The following is a 22494-nucleotide window of genomic DNA, read 5'->3' as shown; positions in this document are numbered from 1 at the left end:
GGAACGGACGGCGATCCGATACATTGATGCGGTATGAAGAGGAAAGCCGCCCCCGCCAAACCGGCCGTGCCCCCCGCATCGGCCAAGCCCCCCCGCAAGCTCGGCCTGCTGCGAAAGGCGGCGCGTGTCGGAGCCGTGGTGGTGGGAACCCGCGTCGCCGCCGAAACCGGCAAGAAGGGTGTGTTCGGACTGCTCGCGGGGATGGGCGCCAAGCGGCTGATCCTGCGCTATCCCGCGGGCGCGATGTTCGTGACCGGCGCCTATCTGGCCGGCCGCCTCTATGAAGCCAAGCGGGAGGCGGACCGCAAACGCGCGGTCAAGGCGCTGCCCGACGACAGCGCCGAACCTATTCTCATCGACGAAGCCCGATACCGGAAAGCCAAGATCTGATCCCGCGCTGCGGCGACCCGTGCCGCTTTCGGTGCGGCGTGACGGATGGCGGCTGTTCTCCTTTCTGCACAGGCCATAGGGTTTTGCGCGGCGCAGCATGATGCGTCTGCCAGCGGAGAGCCTGATGACCGATCCTCACGCCCCGGCGCAAAGCCCGGTCCTTCCCGCCGGTCAGCCCCGGCGGGAACGGCAATTATGGATGGACCTGCTGCGGGGGTTGGCGATCCTGCTGGTGATCGCCTTCCATTCCGTCACCATCCTGGAACGGCACAGCTATGCGGTCCCGCCATGGATGCGCGATTTCAACCAGTTGTTCGTGCTCTACCGGATGCCGACTTTGGTGTTCCTGTCCGGCCTGCTGCTGGCAGGTTCGTTCGGCAAGGGGATCGTGCTCTATCTGCTGGGCAAGGGGCGGCGGATCTTCTGGCCGCTGCTGGTCTGGTCGCTCCTCTATTCGCTGATCGTCGGGCCGCCGGTGGACGGGCCGATGCAGTTGCTCAAATATCTCTCCGGCCAGTCCTATCTCTGGTTCCTGACCTTCATCCTCTTTTACTATCTCGCCGCCGTTCCGCTGCGCCGCCTGTCGCCGCTGCTGGTCGCGGCGGCCGCCTTTGGCATCGCGATCCTCGCGCCCGACGGCAGCAAGAATGGCGAGCGGCTCTTCTACCTGATGGCCTTCTTCTTCCTTGGATCATGGGCGGGCGGCCATTGGGCGCTGTGGATGCGCGTGGTGCGGTCGCGCGCGGCACTGCTGGGGTGGATCGTCATCGTCGGCGCGTCGGCGGCTGCCGTGATCTATGAGCTTCACTACGGCCCGCTTTATGCCGCGCCCGCGCTCTGCTTCATCGTCGCGGTCAGCGCGACCGCCTTCTGGATACAGGCCGCCCGCTGGTGCGCCCCGCTGATCTTCATGGGGCAGCATTCGCTGATCTTCTACGTCTCCCACTTTCCGGTTATATATCTCATTATGGGCTTTTGCCGCGCTCTGGGCATCGAAGCGGCGGAGGTCGCGACCATGGTCGCCTTCCCGGCGGCGTTGCTGGCCGGTCTGCTGCTTGTTCTCGCCGCGCGCGCGAGCCGGATTGTCGATCTGCTGTTCGTGGGGCCGCAGCCGCCCCGGCGCGTGATCGGCGCGTTGCAGGCTGTCGAGAAGCGGCTGGCTTTCGTCTAGAATGTCGATTGCCAGGCCTTCACCGCCTCGACCGGCCATGTCAGCATCAATATGTTGAGCGTGAGGTTATCGCGGATCGCCCACAGCGCCAGCAACTCCAGCCCGATGCCCCCCAGCACCGTCAGCCACAGCGGCGCCCGCGCGGCAAAGGCAAAGCCCAGCGCCATCATGCCGATGTCGCTCATCGAATTGACGATGCTGTCGCCCGAATAGCCGAGCGCAATGGTCGCCGTGCGGTATCGGTCGATGATGATGGGCGAATTTTCCAGTATCTCCCACAGCGATTCGACCGCCACCGCCGCCGCGAGGCGCATCCCTCTGGGCTGCCGCCGCATCACCGCCCATGCCGCCAGATAGAACAGAAATCCGTGGATGATATGGCTGAGGCTATACCAGTCGGAGAGGTGCTGGCTGTTGCCGCTGTCGATCGCGCCATGCCAATATTCCACCGTGCCGCAGGTGCAGATCGGCGGCCGTCCCATCAGGAACAGCATCGCGCAGGCCGCCAGCGCGATCAGCCCGGCAAGGATATAGCCCCGGCGATTCCGGTTCCGTTTGCGCTTCGACACTGCGTCGTCCCCTTCTTGCCCTCTTGCAAATCGCCGCTTCTGGCGGCACTAGCGGCCATGGCCGACAGCATTCCGACCGAAACGCCCGATTTCAAGCGCCGCGGCGTTCTTTTCGTGCTCTCCTCGCCCTCGGGCGCGGGCAAGTCCACCATTGCGCGCAAATTGTTGGCAGCAGAGCCGGACCTTGCCATGTCGGTGTCCGCCACGACCCGCCCGATGCGGCCGGGCGAAGTGGATGGCAAGGATTATCATTTCGTCGATCTGGAGGAATTCCGCCGCATGACGGCGGATCATGAATTCCTCGAATGGGCGCATGTTTTCGGCCAGCGTTACGGCACGCCCCGCGCGCCCGTCGAAGCGATGCTCAAGAACGGGCGCGACGTGTTGTTCGACATCGACTGGCAGGGCGCGCAGCAATTGCACCAGATCGCGGGCGGCGACGTGGTGCGCATCTTCATCCTGCCCCCCTCGATGGAGGAGTTGGAGCGCCGCCTGCGCGGCCGCGCTACCGACAGCGATGAAGTGATCGACGCCCGCATGGCCCGCGCGGCGGGAGAGATCGCGCATTGGGACGGCTATGACTATGTGCTCTGCAATGTCGATGCGGAGGAATGTTTCCAGCGAGTCCAGACCATCCTCCACGCCGAGCGCATGAAGCGCAGCCGACAGACGGGCCTGATCGGCTTCATCCGCCGTTTGAGCCGCTATCATCAGGACGACTGAGCGCGCTCTAGGACGGATCGACATTCAAGGGATCATCCTGCGCGGCCGACTGATCTGACCGATTCATGCGGAGACGCGGAGGACAAGGGTGCGCTGAAAGGCGTTTCTTGCCTTGCTGGCCGATCCTCCGCGCGCGGGGGCGGGCTGCGCATCGTTGAGTTCTGCGTCTCGAGCCTCCGCGTGAAAACGGATCGCCTGCCGCTTCTGCTGAATGTCGATCGGTCCTAAACCCCGAACCCCGCAGGGTCGGCCCACGCGGGATGGACCCATGCCATCGCCTTGAACAGCGTGCCCATGGCATCGGGCGATGTCAGCCGCAGTCGGGCGGCTTCCACTTCCTCGGCTCGCTCCGGGCTGGCCTGCGCCAGTTGCGCAGCGCGAGCGTCGATGCCCAGCTCGCCCAGAAACGCGCCCTGACCCACCGGTCCCAGCACGCGCAGCCCTGCCTGCCGCGCCATATTGCCGATCATGGTGAAATCCACATGGGCGGTCAGGTCCACCTCGCCCGGATCGGCGAAGGGATCGGCGAACTGGTGATCGCGGACCGCCTGCAACGTGTCGCCGATGGCCGGTCCTTCATAGCCATAGTCGACGACGATCGCCGCGCCTCCCTGCTTCGCGATACGGTGGGCGAGGGCATAGGCGGCCTCCGCTCCGGCCAGCGGCGTTTCGATGATATGCCCGTCGTCCGCCATGGCGGCGATGGCGGGCAGACCCGATTCGATGCGGCGATAGCCGACGGCGGGAATGAAGCGGATGCCTTCCTCGCTACGGTTCGCCAGCACCACGCGCTCGCGCCATTCGTCCTGCACGCGGATGCACTGGCGGACGGGCAGGGCGTCGAAAAACTCATTGGCGACGACCAGCAACGGTCCCGTTTCCGGCAGTTGCTCTATGCCGTCATGATGGACGATATGGGGCAGCAGCGCCCTTTGCCGCTCGCGCAGCACCGGGCTGGTTTCCACGAAATGCACGCGCGGGGCGAAGGCGGCGCTCTCCATCGCGCGCAGGGCGTCGGCCGCCAGCGTCCCGCGCCCCGGCCCCAGTTCCGCATAAAGTGCGCCGGGCCGCCGCCCCGACCGCATCCACACATCCGCAAGGCACAGGCCGATGAGTTCGCCGAACATCTGGCTGATTTCCGGGGCGGTGGTGAAATCGCCGTCCATGCCCAGCGGATCGCGGGTGGCGTAATAATGCTGGTTCGCCTCGCCCATGAAATGCGCGACGGAAATCGGCCCGCCCGCCTCGATCTGCCGGGCGAGCCTTTCGCGCAGCGGCAGGCCGTCAATTGACACTCGCGCTGCCCGCGATCGGTTCGACGCGCACGCGCCGTCCCTTGGCGGTGACGATCAGGTAGAGGCCGCCCAGGATCATCGGCACGCACAGCCACTGGCCCATGTGCAGGCCGGTGCGCGCGGCGAAGTCCATCAACTGCGCGTCGGCTTCGCGGAAGAACTCCACGCCGAAACGGAACAGGCCGTAGAAGAAGAGGAACAGGCCCACCAGCATCCCGGGCTTGTAGCGCGCCTTGGTCCGCCAGAAGGCGAAGGCAAGGATGCAGAACAGAACGACGCCTTCCAGTATCGCCTCGTAAAGCTGGCTCGGATGCCGGGGGAAGGGGCCTCCGGTCGGGAAGATCATGGCCCAGGGCACATCGGTTTCCTTGCCCCAAAGCTCCCCGTTCACGAAATTGGCGAGCCGCCCGAAGAACAGGCCGAAAGGCACGCAGCAGGCGACATAATCATGCACCCGCAGCCAGCTCAGCCCCTCCTTGCGCGCGAGGTAGAGGATGCCGAGCGACACGCCGATCACCCCGCCATGGAAGGACATGCCGCCGTTCCACAGCTTGAGGATGTCGAGCGGGTGCCGCAGGATTTCGGGCTGGTAGAAGACCACATAGGCCAGCCGCCCGCCGATGATGATGCCCAGCGTCGCATAGAAGATCATGTCGTCGGCATGGCGGCGTGCCATGGGCGATCCGGGCTGCGCCACCAGTTTCAGCAGATACCAGTAGCCGATCAATATGCCCGCCAGATAGGCGAGGCTGTACCATTTCAGCGTGAAGAAGCCCAGGTCCAGCGCCACCGGGCTGAGGCCCAGATCTTCGAAACGGATGGCGTGGGCGGCGGTAGCGGCAAGGTCCAGGATCAAGATGCGGTTCCCCTTGGGAAATATGCCGCTGCCATAGAGCAAGCGCCGCCCAAGACCAAGGGGGCACGCGCGCTCAGGGCCATCACCCCAGCGCGGCCTGTTTCTCCGCCGCCAGCCGGTCCAGTTCGGCACGGCTCTTCTTCTCCGATGCGGATTTGAGCTGCCCGCAGGCCGCCATGATGTCGCGCCCGCGCGGCGTGCGCACGGGCGCGGAAATCCCGCCCTCGAACACGATGTCGGAAAAACGCCTGATCCGCTCCGGCGTTGAACATTCATAGTCGGTGCCGGGCCATGGATTGAAGGGGATCAGGTTCACCTTCGCGGGCAGCCTGAACTGGCGGAGCAGGCGGACAAGCTCATGCGCATCCGCGTCGCTGTCATTCTTGTTCTTGATCATCACATATTCGAAGGTGATGCGCCGCGCATTGTTCGCGCCGGGATAATCGGCGCAGGCCTGCAACAGTTCCTCAATCCCATATTTCCGGTTGAGCGGCACCAGCTCGTCGCGCACATCCTTGGTCACGGCATGGAGCGAGACGGCGAGATTGACGCCGATCTCCTCGCCTGCCCGCGCCATCATCGGCACCACGCCGGACGTCGAGAGCGTGACCCGCCGCTTCGACAGGGCCAGCCCGTCGCCGTCCATCACGACCTTCAACGCATCGCGCACATGGTCGAAATTATAGAGCGGCTCCCCCATGCCCATCATCACGATGTTGGTCAGCATCCGCCCGTCGGCCGTATATTGCGGCGCGTCGTCATCCTCGTCCTCGATGGTCGAGGCCATCGAGCCGCCCATATTCCCCTTGGGCCATTCGCCCAGCGCGTCGCGGGCCAGCATCACCTGCCCCACGATCTCGCCGGGCGTCAGATTGCGGACGAGGCGCATCGTGCCGGTGTGGCAGAAGCGGCAGTTGAGCGTGCAGCCGACCTGACTCGACACGCAGAGCGTCCCCCGGTCCGCGTCCGGGATAAACACCATCTCATAATCCTGCCCGTCGTCGGAACGGAGCAGCCATTTGCGCGTGCCGTCGCTCGACACCTGCGCCTCCACCACCTGCGGGCGGCCGACGATGAAGCGTTCCGCCATCCAGCCGCGCAACGGCTTGGCGAGGTCGGTCATCTTCTCGAAATCGGTCTCGCCGCGATGATAGAGCCAGTGGAAAAGCTGCTTGGCGCGCAGCTTCGCCTGCTTCGGCTCCAGCCCGGCGCTTTCGAGCACGGCGCGGATCTGATCGCGCGCAAGGCCGAGCAGGTCGACGCGGCCATCCTCGCGCGGGGTCACGGCGCGCGGCACGGGCACAGGGTCGATAGCGCCGGGAATCGGCATGAGCGGGTTGGCGGCTGTCTGCATGAGCGCGCACATAGTCGACTTGCGCGGATTTTGAAAGGGCGGGCCCTATATCAGCGCAGTTTTGCGCATCCCAGAGCCGCCGCGTCGATCGCCGTCGCCGCACCGCGCAGGGCATAGGTGTCGGCAAAAGCCCGCCCGCGCCTGTCGGCGGACTGCACGCTCATGCTGGTGGCCGACCGCATCGCCGCGACGATGGCGACGTCGCCGCGCGCATCGGCCGCCCAGGCGTCGACCTGTCCCGCGACAAGGGGAAAGCGCCGGTCGCCGATGCTCAGGATTACCGGCGCCTTGCCGCCGCGCATCCGGCTCAGGCGGAAATGCACCTGTCCCCGCAGCTTCTGGCGCGGCCAGTTCCCCACCGATGCGAAGCCGCCGGGCGCCGCGCCGGAACGAAGGTTGACGGGTTGCGCAATGGCATAGCAGCGCGGCGCCGCCGGATCGCGAAAAGCGCCCCAGCCCTCGAATATCCCCAGCGAATCGCGCGCCTGCGCCGACGCGGCGGCCAGCATCAGGGCGGGGATCAGGACGAGGAAACGTCTCATCCCACCGGGAAAGCCCAAGCCGATTCCTTTTGCAAGCCCGGCTTTGCAGGAAAGCATGAGCGAGTGCTTGCCGCCGCCGTCACAGCGGTTATGAAGGATCATCCATCATTGTCGCCCGGATTCGACCGAATCCGGGCTATCGGCTCAAAAAGAAACGGACAGAACAGGGACATGAAGGCCACCATCGAACGCGCAACGCTCCTGAAAAGTCTGAGCCACGTCCAGTCGGTGGTAGAGCGGCGCAATACCATACCGATCCTGTCGAACGTGCTGATCGAAGCGTCGGCGGACGGCGCAATCAAACTGATGGCGACCGACCTCGACCTTCAGGTCGTGGAAAGCATTTCCGCGCAGGTCGAGCAAGCGGGCGCCACCACCATTTCGGCGCATACCCTGTTCGACATCGCCCGCAAGCTGCCCGAAGGCAGCCAGGTGCTGCTCCATGCGGCGGAGGGCAAGATGTTGATTCAGGCGGGACGGGCGCGGTTCAACCTGTCGACCCTGCCGCGCGACGACTTCCCGGTGATCGCGGAAGGCGACCTGCCGACCAGCTTCGAACTGCCCGCCGAAACATTGAAGCAGATCATCGACAAGACGCGCTTCGCGATCTCGACGGAAGAGACGCGCTATTATCTGAACGGCATCTATTTCCATGTGTCGGACGAGGGCCAGCCGGTGCTCAAGGCAGCGGCGACCGACGGCCATCGCCTCGCCCGCGTCACGGTGCCCCGGCCCGACGGGGCGGACGGGATGCCCGGCATTATCGTGCCGCGCAAATGCATCGCGGAACTGCGTAAACTGCTGGACGAGGTCGAGGGTTCGGTCGAAGTCTCGCTGTCCGCCGGCAAGATCCGCTTCGGTCTTGGCAGCGCGATCCTGACCAGCAAGCTGATCGACGGCACCTTCCCCGATTACAGCCGCGTCATCCCCACCGGGAACGACAAGCTGCTCAAGATCGACCCGCGCAGCTTCGAGGAGGGTGTGGACCGCGTCGCGACCATCGCCACGGAAAAGACGCGCGCGGTCAAGATGTCGCTGGACCGCGACAAGATCACCCTGTCGGTGACCAGCCCGGAAAACGGCACGGCGGCCGAAGAAGTGCCCGGCGCGTTCCAGGGCGAAGGCTTCGACATCGGCTTCAACGCCCGCTATCTGCTCGACATATTGGGACAGATCGACAGCGAGCTTGTGGAACTGCATCTGGCCGACGCGGCCGCGCCCACCCTGATCCGGGAGAATGACCGCAGCCCGGCGCTCTACGTGCTGATGCCGATGCGGGTCTGACGGAGTTCGCCTCGTTCGCTTGCAGACCTTTCGAGGGTTTGCAAACCGCCGTCATGCGAAGTTTTGCGGCGAGGAGCGGACATTTCCCCAAATCCGTCACCCCAGCGAAAGCTGGATTTCTCTTTCCGAGGGCGCAACCAAGCCTAAGGGATATCCGGCTTTCGCCGGGATGACAGAAGAAAGAGGGTCTGCGCTACGTCCGCCAACCACGCAAACCCGCCATCCGGTGTGGATTGGCAAGCGGCATCATCCTCTTAGGTAAGTTTCTCTCAAGGATTTTGGGATAGGCACGGGGCATGAATCCCGTGCGCCCAGCTTTTCCGGAGACCGCCGCGCCCCTTCCGGGGTTGATGGCGTCCCTGGGGCTGGCCGAAAGCGGGGGTGATGTTTCGGCGACCTGGGTGTCGCGGGCGTTCACACTTATCGCTGCCTTGTGGCCGCTCGTCCTGCTGGCGAAAATCTGTATCCTGGCCCTGTTCGGCGCGGCTTTCCACCATGTGGACGGCGTCTGGCAGGCGGTTCTGCTGGCGGCGATGCTGCTGGCGGACGGCGCCATCATGATCGCACCGCGTCGGGCCGCGTTCCGCGCGCTGATGCCCCATGCGCAGATGTGGCTGATGCTGTCCATGGCCTTCCTGTCCGGACTGACGTTCAGCCTCTGGTGCAATGCCATCGCCTTCGCGTCGCATTTCATCATTCCCCAATTCGCCGTGGCGCTGCTGGCGGTTTGCATCTTCGGCGATCGCAGGCTGCTTGGCCTGTCCTATCTTCTGGGCCTGCTGATGGTTTCGGCGGCGCGGCAGGGGGAATGGGCGCAGGCCGGACTGGCGGTGACCTGCGTATCGATCATGCTGATCGCCACGGTGCGGCAGGCGCGGGTGGACCGCGATCAGGCCATGGTGCGATACAGGCAGGAATTGAGAGCGCAGCGCTCGGACCGGCTGCTGCATGAATATGAGCGATCGGGCCGCGGCTGGTTCTGGGAAACCGATCGGCAGGGCCTGCTGGTCTATCTTTCCGCGACATTGGCGGCGACATTGGGCAAGCCGGTCGAAAAGCTCATGGGACGGCCATTCACCGATCTTGTCAGTCCCGGCAATCGGTCCCATGGCGACGGCGAGCGCACTCTGGGCTTTCACCTGTCGGCGCGTTCGGGTTTTGCCGATATCGCCGTTCAGGCCGCGATGATCGGGGAGGAACGCTGGTGGTCGATTTCCGGCCAGCCCGTCTTCAACGAATATGGGCAGTTCCAAGGCTTTCGCGGCAGCGGCACCGATCTCACGGAAATGAAGCGCAGCCAGGCGGAAGTGGCGCGTCTGGCCCAGTTCGATTCGCTGACCGGCCTCGCCAACCGGGTTCAGATGATGCACGCGCTGGAGCACGCCATCAAGAGCGCCCTGGGCCAGACCGGCGAATGCACGCTGATGATGCTGGATCTGGACCGCTTCAAGAGCGTCAACGATACGTTGGGCCATCCGGCCGGCGACACGCTCTTGCGGCAGGTCAGCGACCGCTTGCAGCGGGTGGTCGGCAATCAGGGCCTGGTCGGCCGGCAGGGCGGCGACGAGTTCAAGATCCTTCTGGTCGGGCGTCAGAACAGGGCGGCGCTGGGCAATCTGGCGCAGGCCATCATCAGCACGGTCTCCCAGCCCTACAGGATCGAGGATACGTCGGTCGTGATCGGCGTTTCGATCGGCATTTCCAGTTGTCCGCAGGACGGCGTGACCACCGACGCCCTGATCCGCAACGCCGATCTGGCGCTTTACGCGGCGAAGGGCGACGGCAGGGGCGTCTACCGTTTCTATTCTTCCGACATGCACGCCGACGCGGAGGACCGCCGCCAGCTGGAGGAAGACCTGCGCGACGCGCTGGCGTCCGACGCGCTGCACCTGGTTTATCAGCCCGTGGTCTCGTCCGTCACCGAACAGATCACAGGCTATGAGGCGCTGCTCCGCTGGCAGCACCCCCGGCGGGGCATGATCGCGCCCGACATCTTCATCCCCATTGCCGAGGATACGGGCCTGATCGCGCAGATCGGGGACTGGGTGATCCGCACCGCCTGCCGGGATGCGGCGCAATGGGTGGAAACGACGCGCGTGGCGGTCAATGTCTCGCCGATCCAGTTCGCCAATCCGGGTTTCCCCTCCACCGTCATGAACGCGCTGGCGACGTCGCAACTGGCGCCCGGACGGCTGGAACTGGAGATAACCGAAAGCGTGTTCCTGAGCGACAATGCCGACACCGATGCGATGTTCGCGCGGCTGAAGGCGCTGGGCGTGCGTTTGGCGCTGGATGATTTCGGGACGGGCTATTCCTCGCTCGGCTATCTGAAGAAAGCGCCGTTCGACAAGATCAAGATCGACCAGAGCTTCGTGCGGGGCGCGGCGATCAAGGGCAACCGCAACAGCGCGATCATCAAGGCTATCGTCAGCCTGGCAGAGGCGCTGGGCATGGACACCACGGCGGAGGGCGCGGAAACCCATGACGAGCTGGAGCTGATCCGCCAACTGGGGTGCAGCCATGTGCAGGGCTATGTCTATGGACGGCCCATCGGCGCGGCCGAGGTGCTCGAACGCCAGTTGAACGCGGGCACCCTCGCCACGGTCGAAGGCTTCAAATCGAGCCGCCCTGAGCGCAAGTCCATGCTGCGGACGGTCGCCGTGCACAATGACGGCGACATATATTCCGCGCGCATCCGCAACATTTCCGCCACCGGCGCCCTTGTCGAAGGATTGTGGAACGTGCCGGAAGGAACGGCCTTCATCATCGAGTTGGCCGACAATTACTTCATCGATGCCGTCGCGCGCTGGTCGAAGGAAGACCGCATGGGCGTGGAATTCAGCGAGGCGCTCGACCTCAGCCGCCTCAAGACCGCCGCGCCCAGATTGCTGGCCTCCTGATCGCGCGAGATACCGCTTCGAGGACTTTCGGCCAGGACGGAAATCCCCGGATGAGTGGCGGGAATCCACCCAAAAACCGCCATCCATATTTACAAGCCGTTCGCCATGAAAGGAGGCCGCAACCCATGGGTCGCGGCCTCTTCCCCCTTTTGGATGCAGATCAAAAGGATGCGGTGACCGATCCCACGACGCCCGCCTTGCTGATGTTGCGGCCGCCCGGCGAATAAGCCGACTTGTCCGTGTCGACATAGCTGACGCCGAAGGTCAGGTGGTCCCAGGTGTAGGTCGCGCCCACGCTCCAGTCGGTGTATTCCTTGCCGCTGCCGATGATCAGGTAGCTCGGTCCCCAGCTATGGCCTAGATGCGCCGAAACGCCCACCGGGCTGTTGGGGATGCTGGCCGACAGGTCGCCCGCGACATAGAGATTGTCTTCCTTGTGCACGCCGTCCAGCGTCAACGCCTTGGTCTTGGGCGCATAGTTGACGGTCAGCTTCGCGGTGGCGGGGCCGAACGTGCCCTTCACCGACGCATAGGGCTCGACGAAGTCGCTGTTGATGCCGCCCGAACCGGGATAGTAATAATAGAGCACGCCCAGATCGAAGGTCGCCGCGCCCACCGTCTTGGAATAGCCCGCGATCAGGTCGATTTCCTGGTCGCTGCCATTGGCGACATAATCGTCGATGGAGGAACCCCAGGTCGACACATAGAAGCCCGATTCATGGGTGACGGTGATGCCGCCCTGAATGGCGAAACGCTTGTCGGTCTGGGATACGCCGCGGAAGCGGTAATCGGTCACCACCGCCGCGCTGCCGTTGACGGTCAGTTCCGGCGTCGGCTCGTCCTGAGCGAAAGCGGGCGCAGAAAGCGCGGCAAGAGCAATGGCCGACAGGCCAAGAATGGACTTACGCATGATAAAACCCCTTTGATGGTTATGCGATCGTCCCACCTGCGCGAAGGTCCCTGCCTCTTTCTCCCGCAACGGGGCGGGCCGGGTGCCTTGACCTCCAATGGATGCGCTTCCTTGCTGCGCTGCACAAGGATTTATTGCTGGATCATGTCATTTGCCGACGAAATGTTGCTGTTCTGCAACAAGCGCATGGGCGGCCTTTCGGAAGCACCTCTTCCGACCCGATTTTAGTCAGAACCTCGTTATTTTATTGCGCGAGCGATGCGTCTTCACGGATCGCGTGGATGACGCGCTGCGGATAGGGAATGGTGATGCCATGGTCCCGGAACAGCAGCCACAGGCGATTGAGCACGTCCGACCGCACATTGCCCACGCCTTCCTCCGGGTCGCTGATCCACACCAATATCTCATGCTCCACGCGATTCTCACCAAAGCCGGTCAGGCGCACGGTGGGGCTGGGCATGTCGAGCACGCGGTGGCTTTCCTGCGCGGCGCGTAGCATCAACTGTTGCGCCAGCGGCAGGTCGCTGTCGAAGCCCACGCCCAGGGTAATGCGGACGCGGACATTGCGGTCGGAATAGGACCAGTTCTCCACCTCCTGCGTCATCAGGTTCTCGTTGGGGATCAGATGCTCCTTGCCGTCGCGAGTGATGACGCTGACGGCGCGCACGCCGATCTTGTTCACCCATCCGAAGCTGTCGCCCACCACGATCACGTCGCCCGGTTTGATGGAGCGGTCCATCAGCAGGATGATGCCCGCGATCAGATTGCCGAAGGTCTTTTGCAGGCCGAAGCCGACCGCCAGGCCCAGCGCGCCGGAAAAGACGGCAAAGGCGGTCAGGTCGATCCCCAGCAGGTCGACGCCGATGAAGAAGGCCGCGATCACCACGGCGATGGCGGCGAGCTTCTGCGCCAGCAGCTTTTGCGTGGGATCGAAGCCGTCCGCCCGGGCGATGCTGCCCCCGATCAGCCGGTTGGCCAGCCGCACCATGGCGAACAATGCGACGCAGATCGCCGCCATGGTGATAAGGCCGAGCAGCGTGACCCGCCGCTTGCCAAGGCCGATGCCGATCGCGTCCAGCATCGTGCCCACCGGCGTCAACCCGCCATTGGTGCCCGACACCGTGGTCAGGAACAGCAGCAGCGCCAACGGCGCGACCGCCCAGACCGGTATCGCCAGCGCGCGCAGGCAATGGGCCGCCAGCAGCGCGACCGACAGGCCGAGCGCGATCCCCAGCACCAGATGCGGCGCGGTGTCCACTGGCCAGAGCGCGGTCGCGAAACCGATGAACAGGGCCGACAGGGCATAGCGCAGCATGGCGCGCAGCCGCCCGGCCAGCGCCTCGCTCAATATCGCCGCCTTTTCCCGCAGGCGCGGCGCGACGACGCGCGCCGCCGCCGTCGCCGCCAGATGCAGCAGCAACGCGATGCCCAACGCGATCAGCGGCTGGACGATCTCCGCATCGCCCGGCACTAGCGCCAACAGGGAAGAAAAATCCGGCGTCATCCCCGCGCCGCGCGGAACCGGGCAAGGCCCGCATCGAGGTCCGCGATCAGGTCGGCGGGATCTTCCAATCCGATATGCAGGCGCACGGCTGGCCCTTCGGCCTCCCATGTCGTCGCGCTGCGGTAACGGGCCGGATCGACCGGCAGGGCAAGGCTTTCGAACCCGCCCCAGCTATAGCCGATGCCGAAATGCGCAAGCCCGTCGATCAGCGCGGCGCGCGCCTTCTCATCGCCGCCTTTCAGGATGAAGCTGAACAGGCCGGAGCAGCCGGAAAAATCCCGCGCCCACAGATCATGCCCCGGACAATCGGGTAGGGCGGGATGCAGCACCCGTGCCACATCGGGCTGCTCCTTCAGCCAAAGCGCGATGGCCAGCGCGCTCTCCTGATGCTGCTTCAGCCGCACGCCCAGCGTCCTGAGGCCGCGCGAAGTCAGCCATGCGTCGTCGGGACTGGTCATCTGCCCGAACAGATAGGCCGTCTGCCGGACCTTGGGAAACCACGCCTCATGGGCGGTGACGGAGCCGATCATCACGTCGCTATGCCCGACGATATATTTGGTGCAGGCGAGGATGGAGACATCCACCCCATGCCCCAGCGCCGGGAAGAACAGCGGCGTCGCCCATGTATTGTCGATGAGCGTGACGATGCCCTTCTCCTTCGCGACCGCCACGATGGCGGGCACGTCCTGCACTTCGAAGGTCAGGCTGCCGGGACTTTCGAGGAAGATGGCGCGCGTCCGTTCCGTCAGCAGGCCAGCGATCCCCGCGCCGATAGTCGGGTCATAATAGACCGTCTCGACGCCAAAGGGCCTCAGCACCTGTTCGCAGAAAGCGCGCGTCGGATCATAGGCGCTGTCGGTCATCAACAACTGGTCGCCCGGCCGCAGCACCGCCATCAGCGCGCAGGCGATGGCTGCCACGCCGGAGGGAAAGAGCATCGTCCCCGCCGCGCCCGGCTCCATCTCCGTCAACGCATCGGCCAGGCTCCATGCGGTCGGCGTCCCCTTGCGCCCGTAGAACAGCCGCTCATGCGTGCTGGACCCAGCGGCGCGGCGCAGATGCGCCACATCGTCATACAGGATCGTAGACGCGCGCCACACCGGCGGGCTGACGATGCCGCCCGGCTGCCCGGGCATTCCGGTCCATTCGGCCTTACGTCCCGCCTGCGCCAGCTTCGTCAGCGGCTTGCGTTCATCCTTCCCGCTCATGCCGCGCCCGTCGCCTTGGGCGTGGCGGGGTCGAATCCCCATTCGGACCAACTCCCATCATACAGCGTCACGTCCGTTTTCCCGATCAGTTCCAGCCCCGCCAGCAGGATCGCCGCCGTCACGCCGCTGCCGCATGTGGTGATGACCGGACGTCCAAAATCGAGGCCCGCCTGCGCGAACAATTGCCGCAATTCCTCGCCCGACTTCATGCTGTTGTCGGCGTTGAACAGGGCGGAGGAAGGCAGGTTGCGCGACCCCGGAATATGTCCCGACGCCATGCCGGGGCGCGGTTCCTTCTCTTCGCCGGTAAAGCGCGCAGCCCCGCGCGCGTCGATCACCGCTTCGGCGCGGCTTTCCACATTGGCGATCAGATCGTCCATCGTCCGCACCTGCCCGGCAGCCCGCCGCGCCACCGCATCGCCCGTCGGAGGCGACACCGCGCCGCTTTCCGTCGGACGCCCCTCCGCCACCCATTTAGGCAGGCCGCCGTCGAGGATAGCGGCCCCCTTGCCCACGCCATAAAGCCGCATCATCCACCATCCCCGCGCTGCGCTGTGCGTGGGGCTGTTGTCATAGACGATGATGCGGCTGTCGGTGCTTATCCCCAGCGCCCGGCACCGCTCCGTCATGAAGGCGTCGGTCGGCAACATGCCGGGTCGCGGATCATTGGGATCGGCCAACGTCGGCAGGTCCAGAAAGGCGGCACCCGGAATATGCGCCTGCTCGAACTCGGCGCGGGGATCGCGCGGCGCACCGGGCAGGAACAGGCTGGCGTCGACGATCCGCAGATCATCCTTGCCCAGTTCCCCGGCCAGCCATTCGGTCGACATCAATATGTCCATCATCCATCCCATGCGCTGCTGTCGCCACCCTTGATAGGGTGGGCGGACGGCGCTGCAAAGGGGGCCGTCAGTTTCGCCCGAACTGCCGCGCGACGCGCGCGCCTGGCCGCCGGTACTGGCGCGGGCCAAGGTCGAGGCGGAAGGGCGACAGCCGCTCGGCGCGCGGCTCCTGCTCCTGCCCGATGATGAAGGCGCCCCCGGCGCGGCCCGTGCCCGCCGGATCGGCGCTGTCCTCGCCCCAGCGATATTGCGCGTCAAAGGCCGCGAGCGGGATCAGCAGCAGCCGCTCGCCCATCGGCACCGGCACGATCTGGTCCGCCGTCAGCCGCAGTTCGCCGGTCAGGCGCTGGCTGGCCCCCGGCGCGATCGCCACGGCGGAATGGAGCGGCAGGCCGGTCTGGCCGCTCACGAACGGCTGGAGCAGCGTCTGCTGATCCCCGCCCGCATTGCCGATCAACCCGCGCACCAGCACATCCTGCGCGGTCCGCTCGCCCCGATTGGTGAGCGTCAGCGCATAACCGACCGTCAGCCCCATCAGCGAATTGCGCGCCCCCGTCACCTCCAGCGAAAGGTCGATCCGGGCGCGGTCCGTTATCGTGTCGGCAACCGCTTGGGGGGCGGGCGTGAGCGGAGGCGGTGGAGGCGCGACGGGCGCGGGCGAAGGGGGAGGGGCCGTTTCCTCGGCAACAGACTCGGCCGCGACCGGCTCCACAGGCTCCGGCACAGCCTCGTCCTCGTTGGATTCGTTCCGTCTGCGCCCAAGAAAGAAGGCCGCAGCGAGCAGCACGATCCCGCCAGCGATCCAGAGCCAGGGCAGGCCTTCGCTCGAAGCCTCCGCCGCCGGAGCCGGTTCGGCAGGCACAGGCGCGGCGTTGGCGGCTTCATCCGGCGCGGAAGCAGGCACGGCCTGCGATTCCGGCGTGGCGGTCGAGGGGACCTCGCTGGTTGTGCGTTCAGTCTGGTCAGGCGCGGACCTGTCGGCTTCACGCGGTTCGCGGCGTGGCGCGTTCCGCTCTGTCCGGGCCTCGGGCGCGCGCGGCGCGGGCGTCTGCGTCGTCGGCTGAGGGACGACAGGCGGCGGCGCGGTCGGCGTCACCACCGGCGGCAGGACCACGGCAGGGGGCGGTATGACCGCCGGCGTCGCCGAATCGCGGAACACGTCCAGTTCCGGACCCTGCCGGTTATCGGGCGGCACGCTTTGCGTGTTGCCGCGCGGCAGGTTCATGACCGGTCCGCTGCCCTCGCCCTGCTGGGCAAGCGCGCTCGTCGCCAGCAGCAGCGGCACCAAGGAAAGGATCAAGCGACAAGGCCCCATGGGCGCAGCCAAGGCAATGCACCACCTGAACAGTAGATGAACGGATCGTCCCCCATGACTTTATGCGTGCAATCGCGTAGATGGGCCGCCATGACCGACACGCCCCACCCGATCCACCTCGGCCGGACCAGCGCGCTGCCCCAGCGCCCGGAAGAGGCCGTCCTCGACTATGTCCCCAATCCGCGCCCCGGAAAACCTTATCTGGTGCGCTTCACCGCGCCGGAATTTACCTCGCTTTGCCCGGTGACGGGGCAACCCGATTTCGCCCATCTGGTGATCGATTACGCGCCCGCCGCCACCATCGTCGAATCGAAGTCATTGAAGCTCTTCCTCGGCGCCTTCCGCAACCATGCCGCCTTCCATGAGGATTGCACCGTCGGTATTGGCGAGCGGCTGTTCACCGAAATGAAGCCGCTCTGGCTCCGCATCGGCGGCTACTGGTATCCGCGCGGAGGCATCCCCATCGACGTGTTCTGGCAATCGGGCGAGCCGCCCGCAGGAATGTGGCTCCCGCCGCAGGACGTGCCGGGCTATCGCGGGCGGGGTTGAAGCCCGCTAAGGATACAGCATCCCCTCATGCCATTCATCACCATGCCGTGTGAACAGGCGGCGTTCGTGCAGCCGGTGCTCGCGATCCTGCCAGAACTCGATTCGCTGCGGCTTCACGCGAAAGCCCGACCAGTGCGGCGGGCGCGGCACCAGCCCGCCCTCGAACCGGGCGCGCATTTCCTCATAGCGGGCCATGAACACCTCTCGCGAAGGCAGCGGCTGCGACTGGTCGGACGCCCATGCGCCAAGCTGGCTGTCGCGGCTGCGCGTCGCGAAATAGGCGTCAGCGGCGGCCTCGTCCACGCGCCCCACCGGCCCCTCGATCCGGACCTGCCGCCGCAGCGACTTCCAATGGAACAGCAGCGCGGCATGGGGATTGTCCAGCAGCTCGCCCGCCTTGCGCCCCTCGAAATTTGTGTAGAAGACGAATCCGTCCGGCCCATGCCCTTTGAGCAGCACCATCCGCGCCGAAGGCCGCCCACGCTCGTCGGCGGTGGCCAGCGCCATGGCGTTGCTGTCGTTGATCTCGCTCTGGCGCGCTTGCGCATACCACTCATCGAACAGGGCAAAGGGGTCTGTCATGCCCCCGACCTTAGGAAGAAGCGCTTCGGCTGTCGATACAGGCCAGCCGCAACTTGAACGCGGCGGCGCTTTTCTCCACATAGATGGGCAAATTCGCTTTCCACCGTTAAAGATAAAGGTAACACAGCGTAGATGGCCGATCCCTATTCCACATTGGGCGTCGCACGCGGCGCGAGCGAGGCGGAAATCAAGTCCGCCTATCGCAAGCTCGCCAAGGAACTGCATCCCGACCGGAACAAGGACAATCCCAGGGCGGCGGAGAAATTCTCCTCCGTCACCAATGCCTATGACCTGCTGTCCGACAAGGACAAGCGCGCCCGCTTCGACCGGGGGGAGATCGACGCAGACGGCAATCCGACTGCGCCCTTCGGCTTTGGCGGCGGTGGAGGCGGCGGCTTTCGCGGGCATCCGGGCGGGGGCCAGGCGGGCGGCTTCGAATTTAACGGCGGCAGCGCGGATTTCGGGGATATTTTCGAAGGACTATTCAGTGGCGGGGGCCGGCGTGGCGGCGGCTTCGGCCGCAATGCGCCTCCGCAAAAGGGCGCCAATGCCGCCTATCGTCTGGCGGTGTCCTTCGTCGACGCCGCCACGCTCGCACCCCAGCGGATCACGCTTCAGGACGGCAAGACCATCGACCTCAAGCTTCCCGCCGGGGTCGAGAGCGGCACGCAGATGCGTCTTTCCGGCAAGGGCCAGCCCGGCCCCGGCGGCGCGGGTGACGCCATCGTCACCATCGACGTCAAGCCGCATCCCTTCTTCAAGCGGGACGGCGACAATGTCCTCCTCGACCTCCCCGTCACCCTCGACGAAGCGGTAAAGGGCGGCAAGGTCAAGGTGCCGACCGTCGACGGCCCGGTGATGCTCGGCGTCCCCGCCGGGTCCACCTCCGGCAAGACGCTGCGCCTGCGCGGCAAGGGTTTCACCGCGAAGGGCGGCCAGCGCGGCGACCAGCTCGTCACGCTCCAGATCGACGTGCCCGCCGACGATGCGGCGCTCAAGGTGTTTATCGATGGTTGGCAGGACAGCCGCGCCATCCGGTCCCATCTGGGCGTTTGAGGGGTTATAGGGCGAATGCCGCAGCCTTCGCCCCTTTCCCCTGAATCGCGCCGCCACGTCGCGCATCAGGCGCGCAGCCGCCTCAACCGCCAGATCGACCGGGTCCGTCCCGGCAGCCACGCCTTCGAAGTCATGAAGCGCGTGGCCGTCGGCACCTATAGCGACGGCTTCATCCATGCCGGGAACCTTGCCTATCTCTCGCTGATGACGCTGTTCCCCTTCTTCATCGTGGCGGCGGCGGTCGCCAGCATCTTCGGCCGGTCGCAGGACGGGCTGGCGGCGGTGGGCGCTTTCCTCGACAATCTGCCGCGCGGCGTCGCCGATGTGATCCGCCAGCCGATCAACGACGTGCTGACCGCGCGCACCGGGCCGCTGCTCTGGTTCGGCGGGCTGGTGGGCCTGTGGACCGTCGGCAGTCTCATCGAAACGATCCGCGATATATTGCGCCGCGCCTATGGCACGAAAAGCACCCGGTCCTTCTGGCATTACCGCCTGACCGCGATCGGCATCACCATGGTCAGCGTGTTCGCGGTGATGTTCGCCTTCTCGCTTCAGGTCGTCATCATCGGCGTGGAAGAGTTTCTGAACCGGCTGTTCCCCTTCGCCGACGACGCCATCCGCATCGTGACCCTCACCAAGCTGGTGCCCGCCGCGATCCTGGGCGTCGCGCTCTGGTCCCTCTACTGGTCGCTGACGCCCAGCCTCTACAAGGACCCGCGCTTCCCCAAATGGCCCGGCGCGGTCGCGACGACGCTCTGGTGGTATGGGGTGACGCTGCTGCTGCCGCCCACCTTGTCGCTGCTCGGCGGTTATGACCGCACCTATGGCAGTCTGGCCGGTGTGATGATTGCCCTCATTTTTTTCTTCCTCGTCGGGCTTGGCGTGGTAATTGGCGCGGAACTCAATGCGGCGCTCGCGGAATTTCCTGAGGAGGAAGAGGGGGAGCCGGCGCCGGACATAAAAGGGAACGGGACATAATAATGAACGGCTTGATGGCAGGAAAGCGTGGCCTCATCATGGGCCTTGCGAACGACAAGTCGCTGGCCTGGGGCATTTCCAAGGCGCTACGGGCGCAAGGGGCGGAACTGGCTTTCTCCTACCAGGGCGAGGCGCTGGCCAAGCGGGTGAAACCGCTGGCTGAGGAATTGGGATCGGATTTCCTGATTGAATGCGACGTGTCGGACATGGAAAGGCTCGACATCGCCTTTGACGAGATTCGCGCGCGCTGGGGCAAGCTCGACTTCGTCGTCCACGCCATCGGCTTTTCGGACAAGAACGAGTTGCGCGGCAAATATGTCGACACCAGCCTCGAAAACTTCCTGATGACGATGAATATTTCCGCCTACAGCTTCGTCGCGGTGGCGAAACGCGCCCGCGCCCTGATGGCGCAGGGCGGCAGCCTGTTGACGCTGAGCTATTATGGCGCGGAAAAGGTCATTCCTCATTATAATGTGATGGGCGTGGCGAAGGCGGCGCTGGAAACCAGCGTCAAATATCTGGCGATGGACCTTGGCCCAGAGAACATCCGTGTCAACGCGATCTCCGCAGGACCCATCAAGACGCTGGCGGCGAGCGGCATCGGCGATTTCCGCTACATCATGAAGTGGAACGAACTGAACAGCCCGCTCCGCCGCAACGTCACGATCGAGGATGTGGGCGGTGCTGGCCTCTACCTCCTCTCCGATCTCGCATCGGGCGTGACCGGCGAAGTCCATCATGTCGACGCAGGCTACAACGTCATCGGCATGAAGGCCGAAGACGCGCCCGATATCGCGCTGGACAAGTGAGAATAACCCCTCTCCCTGCGGGGGAGAGGGAGGGACCCGCCGCGCAACGGTGGGAGGGTGAGGGGGCAAAGATGCACCAACTCGAAAAAGCCCGAAACCTGAGGCGCAATCAGGCCGAACCGGAAAACGCCTCTGTTCCCGCCTGCGAAACCGGCAGCTTGGCGGCATGAAATTCCGTCGCCAGACGGGGATCGGCCCCTATATCGTCGATTTCGTCGCCCCGAAGCCGGACTCGACATAGAGGTTGACGGCGACACCCATGCGTTTACCGAAGCGGAAGATGCCTATCGCACTGCCTTTCTGGAAAGCGAGGGCTTTCATGTGATCCGCTTTGGTAATGTTGAAGTGATGACGAATATCGAGGGAGTGCTGGAAGAGATCATGGCCGTGGCGCGCAACTACCCCTCACCCTCCCACCGCTATGCGGCGGGTCCCTTCCTCTCCCAGGGAAAGCGGGCATAATGAGCTTCAACACCTTCGGCCGCGTTTTCCGCTTCACCACATGGGGCGAAAGCCACGGACCCGCCATCGGCGCGGTCGTTGACGGCTGTCCTCCCGGCCTGCTTCTGAGCGAAGCGGACATCCAGCCCTTCCTCGACAAGCGCAAGCCCGGCACGTCCAAATTCACCACCCAGCGCCGCGAGCCGGATGATATCCGTATCCTGTCGGGCGTGTTCGAGGGGCGCACTACCGGCACCCCGATCAGCCTCATGATCGAAAACACCGACCAGCGCTCGAAGGATTATTCGGAAGTCGCAAAAGCCTATCGCCCCGGCCATGCCGATTATCCCTATGACGCCAAATACGGCTTTCGCGACTATCGCGGCGGCGGCCGCTCCTCCGCCCGCGAAACCGCGAGCCGGGTGGCGGCGGGCGCGGTCGCGCGGCTCGTCATTCCCGATGTCGACATTTTCGCCTATGTGAGCGAGATCGGCGGAGACGCCATCGATCCTGCCCGCTTCGACGCGGCGGAGATCGGCAACAACCCCTTCTTCTGCCCTGACCCGGAGGCCGCGAAGCGCTGGGAAAAGCTGGTCGACGAAGCCCGGAAGGACGGCTCCTCCCTCGGCGCGGTGGTGGAATGCATCGCGTCGGGCGTTCCGGCGGGCTGGGGCGCGCCCCTCTATGCCAAGCTCGACAGCGAACTCGCCGCCGCGATGATGAGTATCAACGCGGTCAAGGGCGTGGAGATCGGCGACGGTTTCGCCGCCGCGCGCCTGCGCGGCGAGCAGAATGCCGATCCCATGCTTCCGGGGGAGGATGGTCCCCACTTCCTCGCCAACCATGCGGGCGGCATTGCGGGCGGCATCTCCACGGGCCAGCCGATCAGGCTGCGCGTCGCCTTCAAGCCGACCAGCTCCATCCTGATCCCGGTTGAAACCGTGACCCGCGAAGGCGCGGCGTCAAACATCGTGACCAAGGGCCGCCACGACCCATGCGTCGGCATTCGCGGCGTTCCGGTGGTCGAAGCGATGATGGCGCTGGTGCTGGCCGACCAGAAGCTGCTCGACCGGGCCCAGTGCGGGGAGCGCTGAGCCCGTCGCGCCAGCGGCAAGACGCCTATTTCCTTCGATAAGGCCGTATCGAAAGCGAGACGACTCGCCCGATCTGCGCTACACTTCCCTTACGGATCGCCCGCGGGAGGGCGAAGCGGCAG

At 65.2% G+C, this 22494-nt stretch carries 22 protein-coding genes and 1 pseudogene; 12 read left to right on the top strand and 11 right to left on the bottom strand.

Annotation, left to right across the window (positions count from 1 at the left end; translation table 11 throughout):
- The first annotated feature begins 33 nt into the window (after nt 1-33).
- The gene (locus IQ35_RS10895; protein WP_021245042.1) at nt 34-390 is read left to right on the top strand and encodes a hypothetical protein; all 357 of its coding nucleotides are present in this window, start codon (nt 34-36) and stop codon (nt 388-390) included.
- 124 nt (nt 391-514) lie between these two features.
- On the top strand, nt 515-1561 hold the full coding sequence (locus tag IQ35_RS10890; RefSeq protein WP_158636660.1) for an acyltransferase family protein: 1047 nt from the start codon (nt 515-517) through the stop codon (nt 1559-1561).
- On the opposite strand, the gene IQ35_RS10885 is transcribed toward IQ35_RS10890, so the two are convergent.
- On the bottom strand, nt 1558-2130 hold the full coding sequence (locus IQ35_RS10885; protein WP_145073491.1) for a DUF2585 domain-containing protein: 573 nt from the start codon (nt 2128-2130) through the stop codon (nt 1558-1560). The two genes, IQ35_RS10890 and IQ35_RS10885, sit on opposite strands and share 4 nt — an antisense overlap.
- A 57-nt stretch (nt 2131-2187) precedes the next feature.
- On the opposite strand from IQ35_RS10885, the gene gmk reads away from it, so the two are divergent.
- Nucleotides 2188-2853, top strand: a complete 666-nt coding sequence (gene gmk, locus IQ35_RS10880) for a guanylate kinase (RefSeq protein ID WP_021245045.1) — start codon at nt 2188-2190, stop codon at nt 2851-2853.
- Between the two features lie 224 nt (nt 2854-3077).
- On the opposite strand, the gene IQ35_RS10875 is transcribed toward gmk, so the two are convergent.
- From IQ35_RS10875 to IQ35_RS10860, 4 genes are all read right to left on the bottom strand, one after another.
- Entirely contained in the window at nt 3078-4148 is a 1071-nt protein-coding gene (locus IQ35_RS10875; protein ID WP_145073488.1) for a class I SAM-dependent methyltransferase, read from the bottom strand.
- Nucleotides 4138-5004 (bottom strand): prolipoprotein diacylglyceryl transferase, encoded by an 867-nt coding sequence (gene lgt, locus IQ35_RS10870; RefSeq protein WP_145073485.1) that lies wholly within the window; start codon nt 5002-5004, stop codon nt 4138-4140. Before lgt ends, IQ35_RS10875 begins: the two co-directional genes overlap by 11 nt.
- 82 nt (nt 5005-5086) lie before the next feature.
- Nucleotides 5087-6358, bottom strand: coding sequence for a dual-specificity RNA methyltransferase RlmN (rlmN, locus tag IQ35_RS10865; RefSeq protein WP_145073481.1), 1272 nt, complete (start codon nt 6356-6358; stop codon nt 5087-5089).
- A 50-nt stretch (nt 6359-6408) separates the two neighbouring features.
- Nucleotides 6409-6900, bottom strand: a complete 492-nt coding sequence (locus IQ35_RS10860; RefSeq protein WP_145073478.1) for a hypothetical protein — start codon at nt 6898-6900, stop codon at nt 6409-6411.
- Nucleotides 6901-7071: 171 nt separating this feature from the next.
- Between IQ35_RS10860 and dnaN the strand changes: the two genes are divergently transcribed.
- Together dnaN and IQ35_RS10850 are read left to right on the top strand one after the other, a co-directional pair.
- Nucleotides 7072-8184, top strand: coding sequence for a DNA polymerase III subunit beta (dnaN, locus tag IQ35_RS10855; RefSeq protein ID WP_021245050.1), 1113 nt, complete (start codon nt 7072-7074; stop codon nt 8182-8184).
- A gap of 296 nt (nt 8185-8480) precedes the next feature.
- On the top strand, nt 8481-11084 hold the full coding sequence (locus IQ35_RS10850) for an EAL domain-containing protein (protein ID WP_242003327.1): 2604 nt from the start codon (nt 8481-8483) through the stop codon (nt 11082-11084).
- Nucleotides 11085-11244: 160 nt separating this feature from the next.
- Here IQ35_RS10850 and IQ35_RS10845 read toward each other — a convergent pair whose 3' ends face one another.
- The 5 genes from IQ35_RS10845 to IQ35_RS10825 all read right to left on the bottom strand — a co-directional run bounded on the left by IQ35_RS10845 (nt 11245) and on the right by IQ35_RS10825 (nt 16848).
- Nucleotides 11245-11994 carry a TorF family putative porin gene (locus tag IQ35_RS10845; protein WP_021245052.1) on the bottom strand — a complete coding sequence of 250 codons (750 nt, stop codon included), beginning with the start codon at nt 11992-11994 and terminating at the stop codon, nt 11245-11247.
- Nucleotides 11995-12238: 244 nt separating this feature from the next.
- Nucleotides 12239-13498: a mechanosensitive ion channel family protein gene (locus IQ35_RS10840; RefSeq protein ID WP_145073475.1), complete on the bottom strand. Its 1260-nt coding sequence runs from the start codon at nt 13496-13498 to the stop codon at nt 12239-12241.
- Nucleotides 13495-14748, bottom strand: a complete 1254-nt coding sequence (gene metC, locus IQ35_RS10835) for a cystathionine beta-lyase (RefSeq protein ID WP_145073472.1) — start codon at nt 14746-14748, stop codon at nt 13495-13497. The genes IQ35_RS10840 and metC overlap by 4 nt, the downstream gene beginning before the upstream one ends.
- A complete protein-coding gene (locus IQ35_RS10830; RefSeq protein ID WP_031291101.1) occupies nt 14703-15548 on the bottom strand; it encodes a sulfurtransferase in 846 nt (281 codons plus the stop codon). The genes metC and IQ35_RS10830 overlap by 46 nt, the downstream gene beginning before the upstream one ends.
- Nucleotides 15549-15615: 67 nt before the next feature.
- Nucleotides 15616-16848, bottom strand: coding sequence for a hypothetical protein (locus tag IQ35_RS10825; RefSeq protein WP_242003325.1), 1233 nt, complete (start codon nt 16846-16848; stop codon nt 15616-15618).
- A gap of 105 nt (nt 16849-16953) precedes the next feature.
- On the opposite strand from IQ35_RS10825, the gene queF reads away from it, so the two are divergent.
- Entirely contained in the window at nt 16954-17412 is a 459-nt protein-coding gene (queF, locus tag IQ35_RS10820; protein ID WP_021245056.1) for a preQ(1) synthase, read from the top strand.
- A gap of 6 nt (nt 17413-17418) precedes the next feature.
- On the opposite strand, the gene pdxH is transcribed toward queF, so the two are convergent.
- Nucleotides 17419-17994: a pyridoxamine 5'-phosphate oxidase gene (gene pdxH / locus IQ35_RS10815; RefSeq protein WP_145073465.1), complete on the bottom strand. Its 576-nt coding sequence runs from the start codon at nt 17992-17994 to the stop codon at nt 17419-17421.
- A 132-nt stretch (nt 17995-18126) separates the two neighbouring features.
- Here pdxH and IQ35_RS10810 point away from each other — a divergent pair, with 132 nt between their 5' ends.
- The 6 genes and pseudogenes from IQ35_RS10810 (at nt 18127) to aroC (ending at nt 22372) form a co-directional block, all read left to right on the top strand.
- Complete coding sequence (locus tag IQ35_RS10810) at nt 18127-19050, top strand: DnaJ C-terminal domain-containing protein (RefSeq protein WP_145073462.1); 924 nt, start codon at nt 18127-18129, stop codon at nt 19048-19050.
- A gap of 15 nt (nt 19051-19065) precedes the next feature.
- Nucleotides 19066-20028, top strand: a complete 963-nt coding sequence (locus IQ35_RS10805) for a YihY/virulence factor BrkB family protein (protein WP_145073459.1) — start codon at nt 19066-19068, stop codon at nt 20026-20028.
- A gap of 2 nt (nt 20029-20030) precedes the next feature.
- Nucleotides 20031-20837, top strand: a complete 807-nt coding sequence (gene fabI, locus IQ35_RS10800) for an enoyl-ACP reductase FabI (protein WP_021245060.1) — start codon at nt 20031-20033, stop codon at nt 20835-20837.
- A gap of 166 nt (nt 20838-21003) precedes the next feature.
- A complete protein-coding gene (locus tag IQ35_RS21740; protein ID WP_199739951.1) occupies nt 21004-21078 on the top strand; it encodes a DUF559 domain-containing protein in 75 nt (24 codons plus the stop codon).
- Nucleotides 21075-21167: pseudogene (locus IQ35_RS21735) on the top strand (DUF559 domain-containing protein); the annotation flags it as partial. The gene IQ35_RS21740 and the pseudogene IQ35_RS21735, both read left to right, overlap by 4 nt.
- A gap of 131 nt (nt 21168-21298) precedes the next feature.
- Nucleotides 21299-22372: a chorismate synthase gene (gene aroC, locus IQ35_RS10790; protein ID WP_021245063.1), complete on the top strand. Its 1074-nt coding sequence runs from the start codon at nt 21299-21301 to the stop codon at nt 22370-22372.
- The last annotated feature ends 122 nt before the right edge of the window (nt 22373-22494 follow it).

The organism is Sphingobium wenxiniae, from assembly GCF_007830065.1.
In the GTDB taxonomy this organism is placed as follows: Bacteria; Pseudomonadota; Alphaproteobacteria; order Sphingomonadales; family Sphingomonadaceae; genus Sphingobium; species Sphingobium wenxiniae.
The sequence above is the reverse complement of the archived record's forward strand: the minus strand, read 5'-3'. Positions and strand labels throughout refer to the sequence as shown.

What these genes read in the sequence shown, in the direction of transcription:
- IQ35_RS10830 (WP_031291101.1), bottom strand. Translation starts at nt 15,548, where the DNA reads ATGGACATATTGATGTCGACCGAATGGCTGGCCGGGGAACTGGGCAAG.
- queF (WP_021245056.1), top strand. Translation starts at nt 16,954, where the DNA reads ATGACCGACACGCCCCACCCGATCCACCTCGGCCGGACCAGCGCGCTG.
- pdxH (WP_145073465.1), bottom strand. Translation starts at nt 17,994, where the DNA reads ATGACAGACCCCTTTGCCCTGTTCGATGAGTGGTATGCGCAAGCGCGC.
- IQ35_RS10845 (WP_021245052.1), bottom strand. Translation starts at nt 11,994, where the DNA reads ATGCGTAAGTCCATTCTTGGCCTGTCGGCCATTGCTCTTGCCGCGCTT.
- fabI (WP_021245060.1), top strand. Translation starts at nt 20,031, where the DNA reads ATGAACGGCTTGATGGCAGGAAAGCGTGGCCTCATCATGGGCCTTGCG.
- metC (WP_145073472.1), bottom strand. Translation starts at nt 14,748, where the DNA reads ATGGGGATTCGACCCCGCCACGCCCAAGGCGACGGGCGCGGCATGAGC.
- gmk (WP_021245045.1), top strand. Translation starts at nt 2,188, where the DNA reads ATGGCCGACAGCATTCCGACCGAAACGCCCGATTTCAAGCGCCGCGGC.
- IQ35_RS10805 (WP_145073459.1), top strand. Translation starts at nt 19,066, where the DNA reads ATGCCGCAGCCTTCGCCCCTTTCCCCTGAATCGCGCCGCCACGTCGCG.
- dnaN (WP_021245050.1), top strand. Translation starts at nt 7,072, where the DNA reads ATGAAGGCCACCATCGAACGCGCAACGCTCCTGAAAAGTCTGAGCCAC.
- rlmN (WP_145073481.1), bottom strand. Translation starts at nt 6,358, where the DNA reads ATGCAGACAGCCGCCAACCCGCTCATGCCGATTCCCGGCGCTATCGAC.
- IQ35_RS10840 (WP_145073475.1), bottom strand. Translation starts at nt 13,498, where the DNA reads ATGACGCCGGATTTTTCTTCCCTGTTGGCGCTAGTGCCGGGCGATGCG.
- IQ35_RS10860 (WP_145073478.1), bottom strand. Translation starts at nt 6,900, where the DNA reads ATGAGACGTTTCCTCGTCCTGATCCCCGCCCTGATGCTGGCCGCCGCG.
- IQ35_RS10895 (WP_021245042.1), top strand. Translation starts at nt 34, where the DNA reads ATGAAGAGGAAAGCCGCCCCCGCCAAACCGGCCGTGCCCCCCGCATCG.
- IQ35_RS10810 (WP_145073462.1), top strand. Translation starts at nt 18,127, where the DNA reads ATGGCCGATCCCTATTCCACATTGGGCGTCGCACGCGGCGCGAGCGAG.
- aroC (WP_021245063.1), top strand. Translation starts at nt 21,299, where the DNA reads ATGAGCTTCAACACCTTCGGCCGCGTTTTCCGCTTCACCACATGGGGC.
- IQ35_RS10850 (WP_242003327.1), top strand. Translation starts at nt 8,481, where the DNA reads ATGAATCCCGTGCGCCCAGCTTTTCCGGAGACCGCCGCGCCCCTTCCG.
- IQ35_RS10890 (WP_158636660.1), top strand. Translation starts at nt 515, where the DNA reads ATGACCGATCCTCACGCCCCGGCGCAAAGCCCGGTCCTTCCCGCCGGT.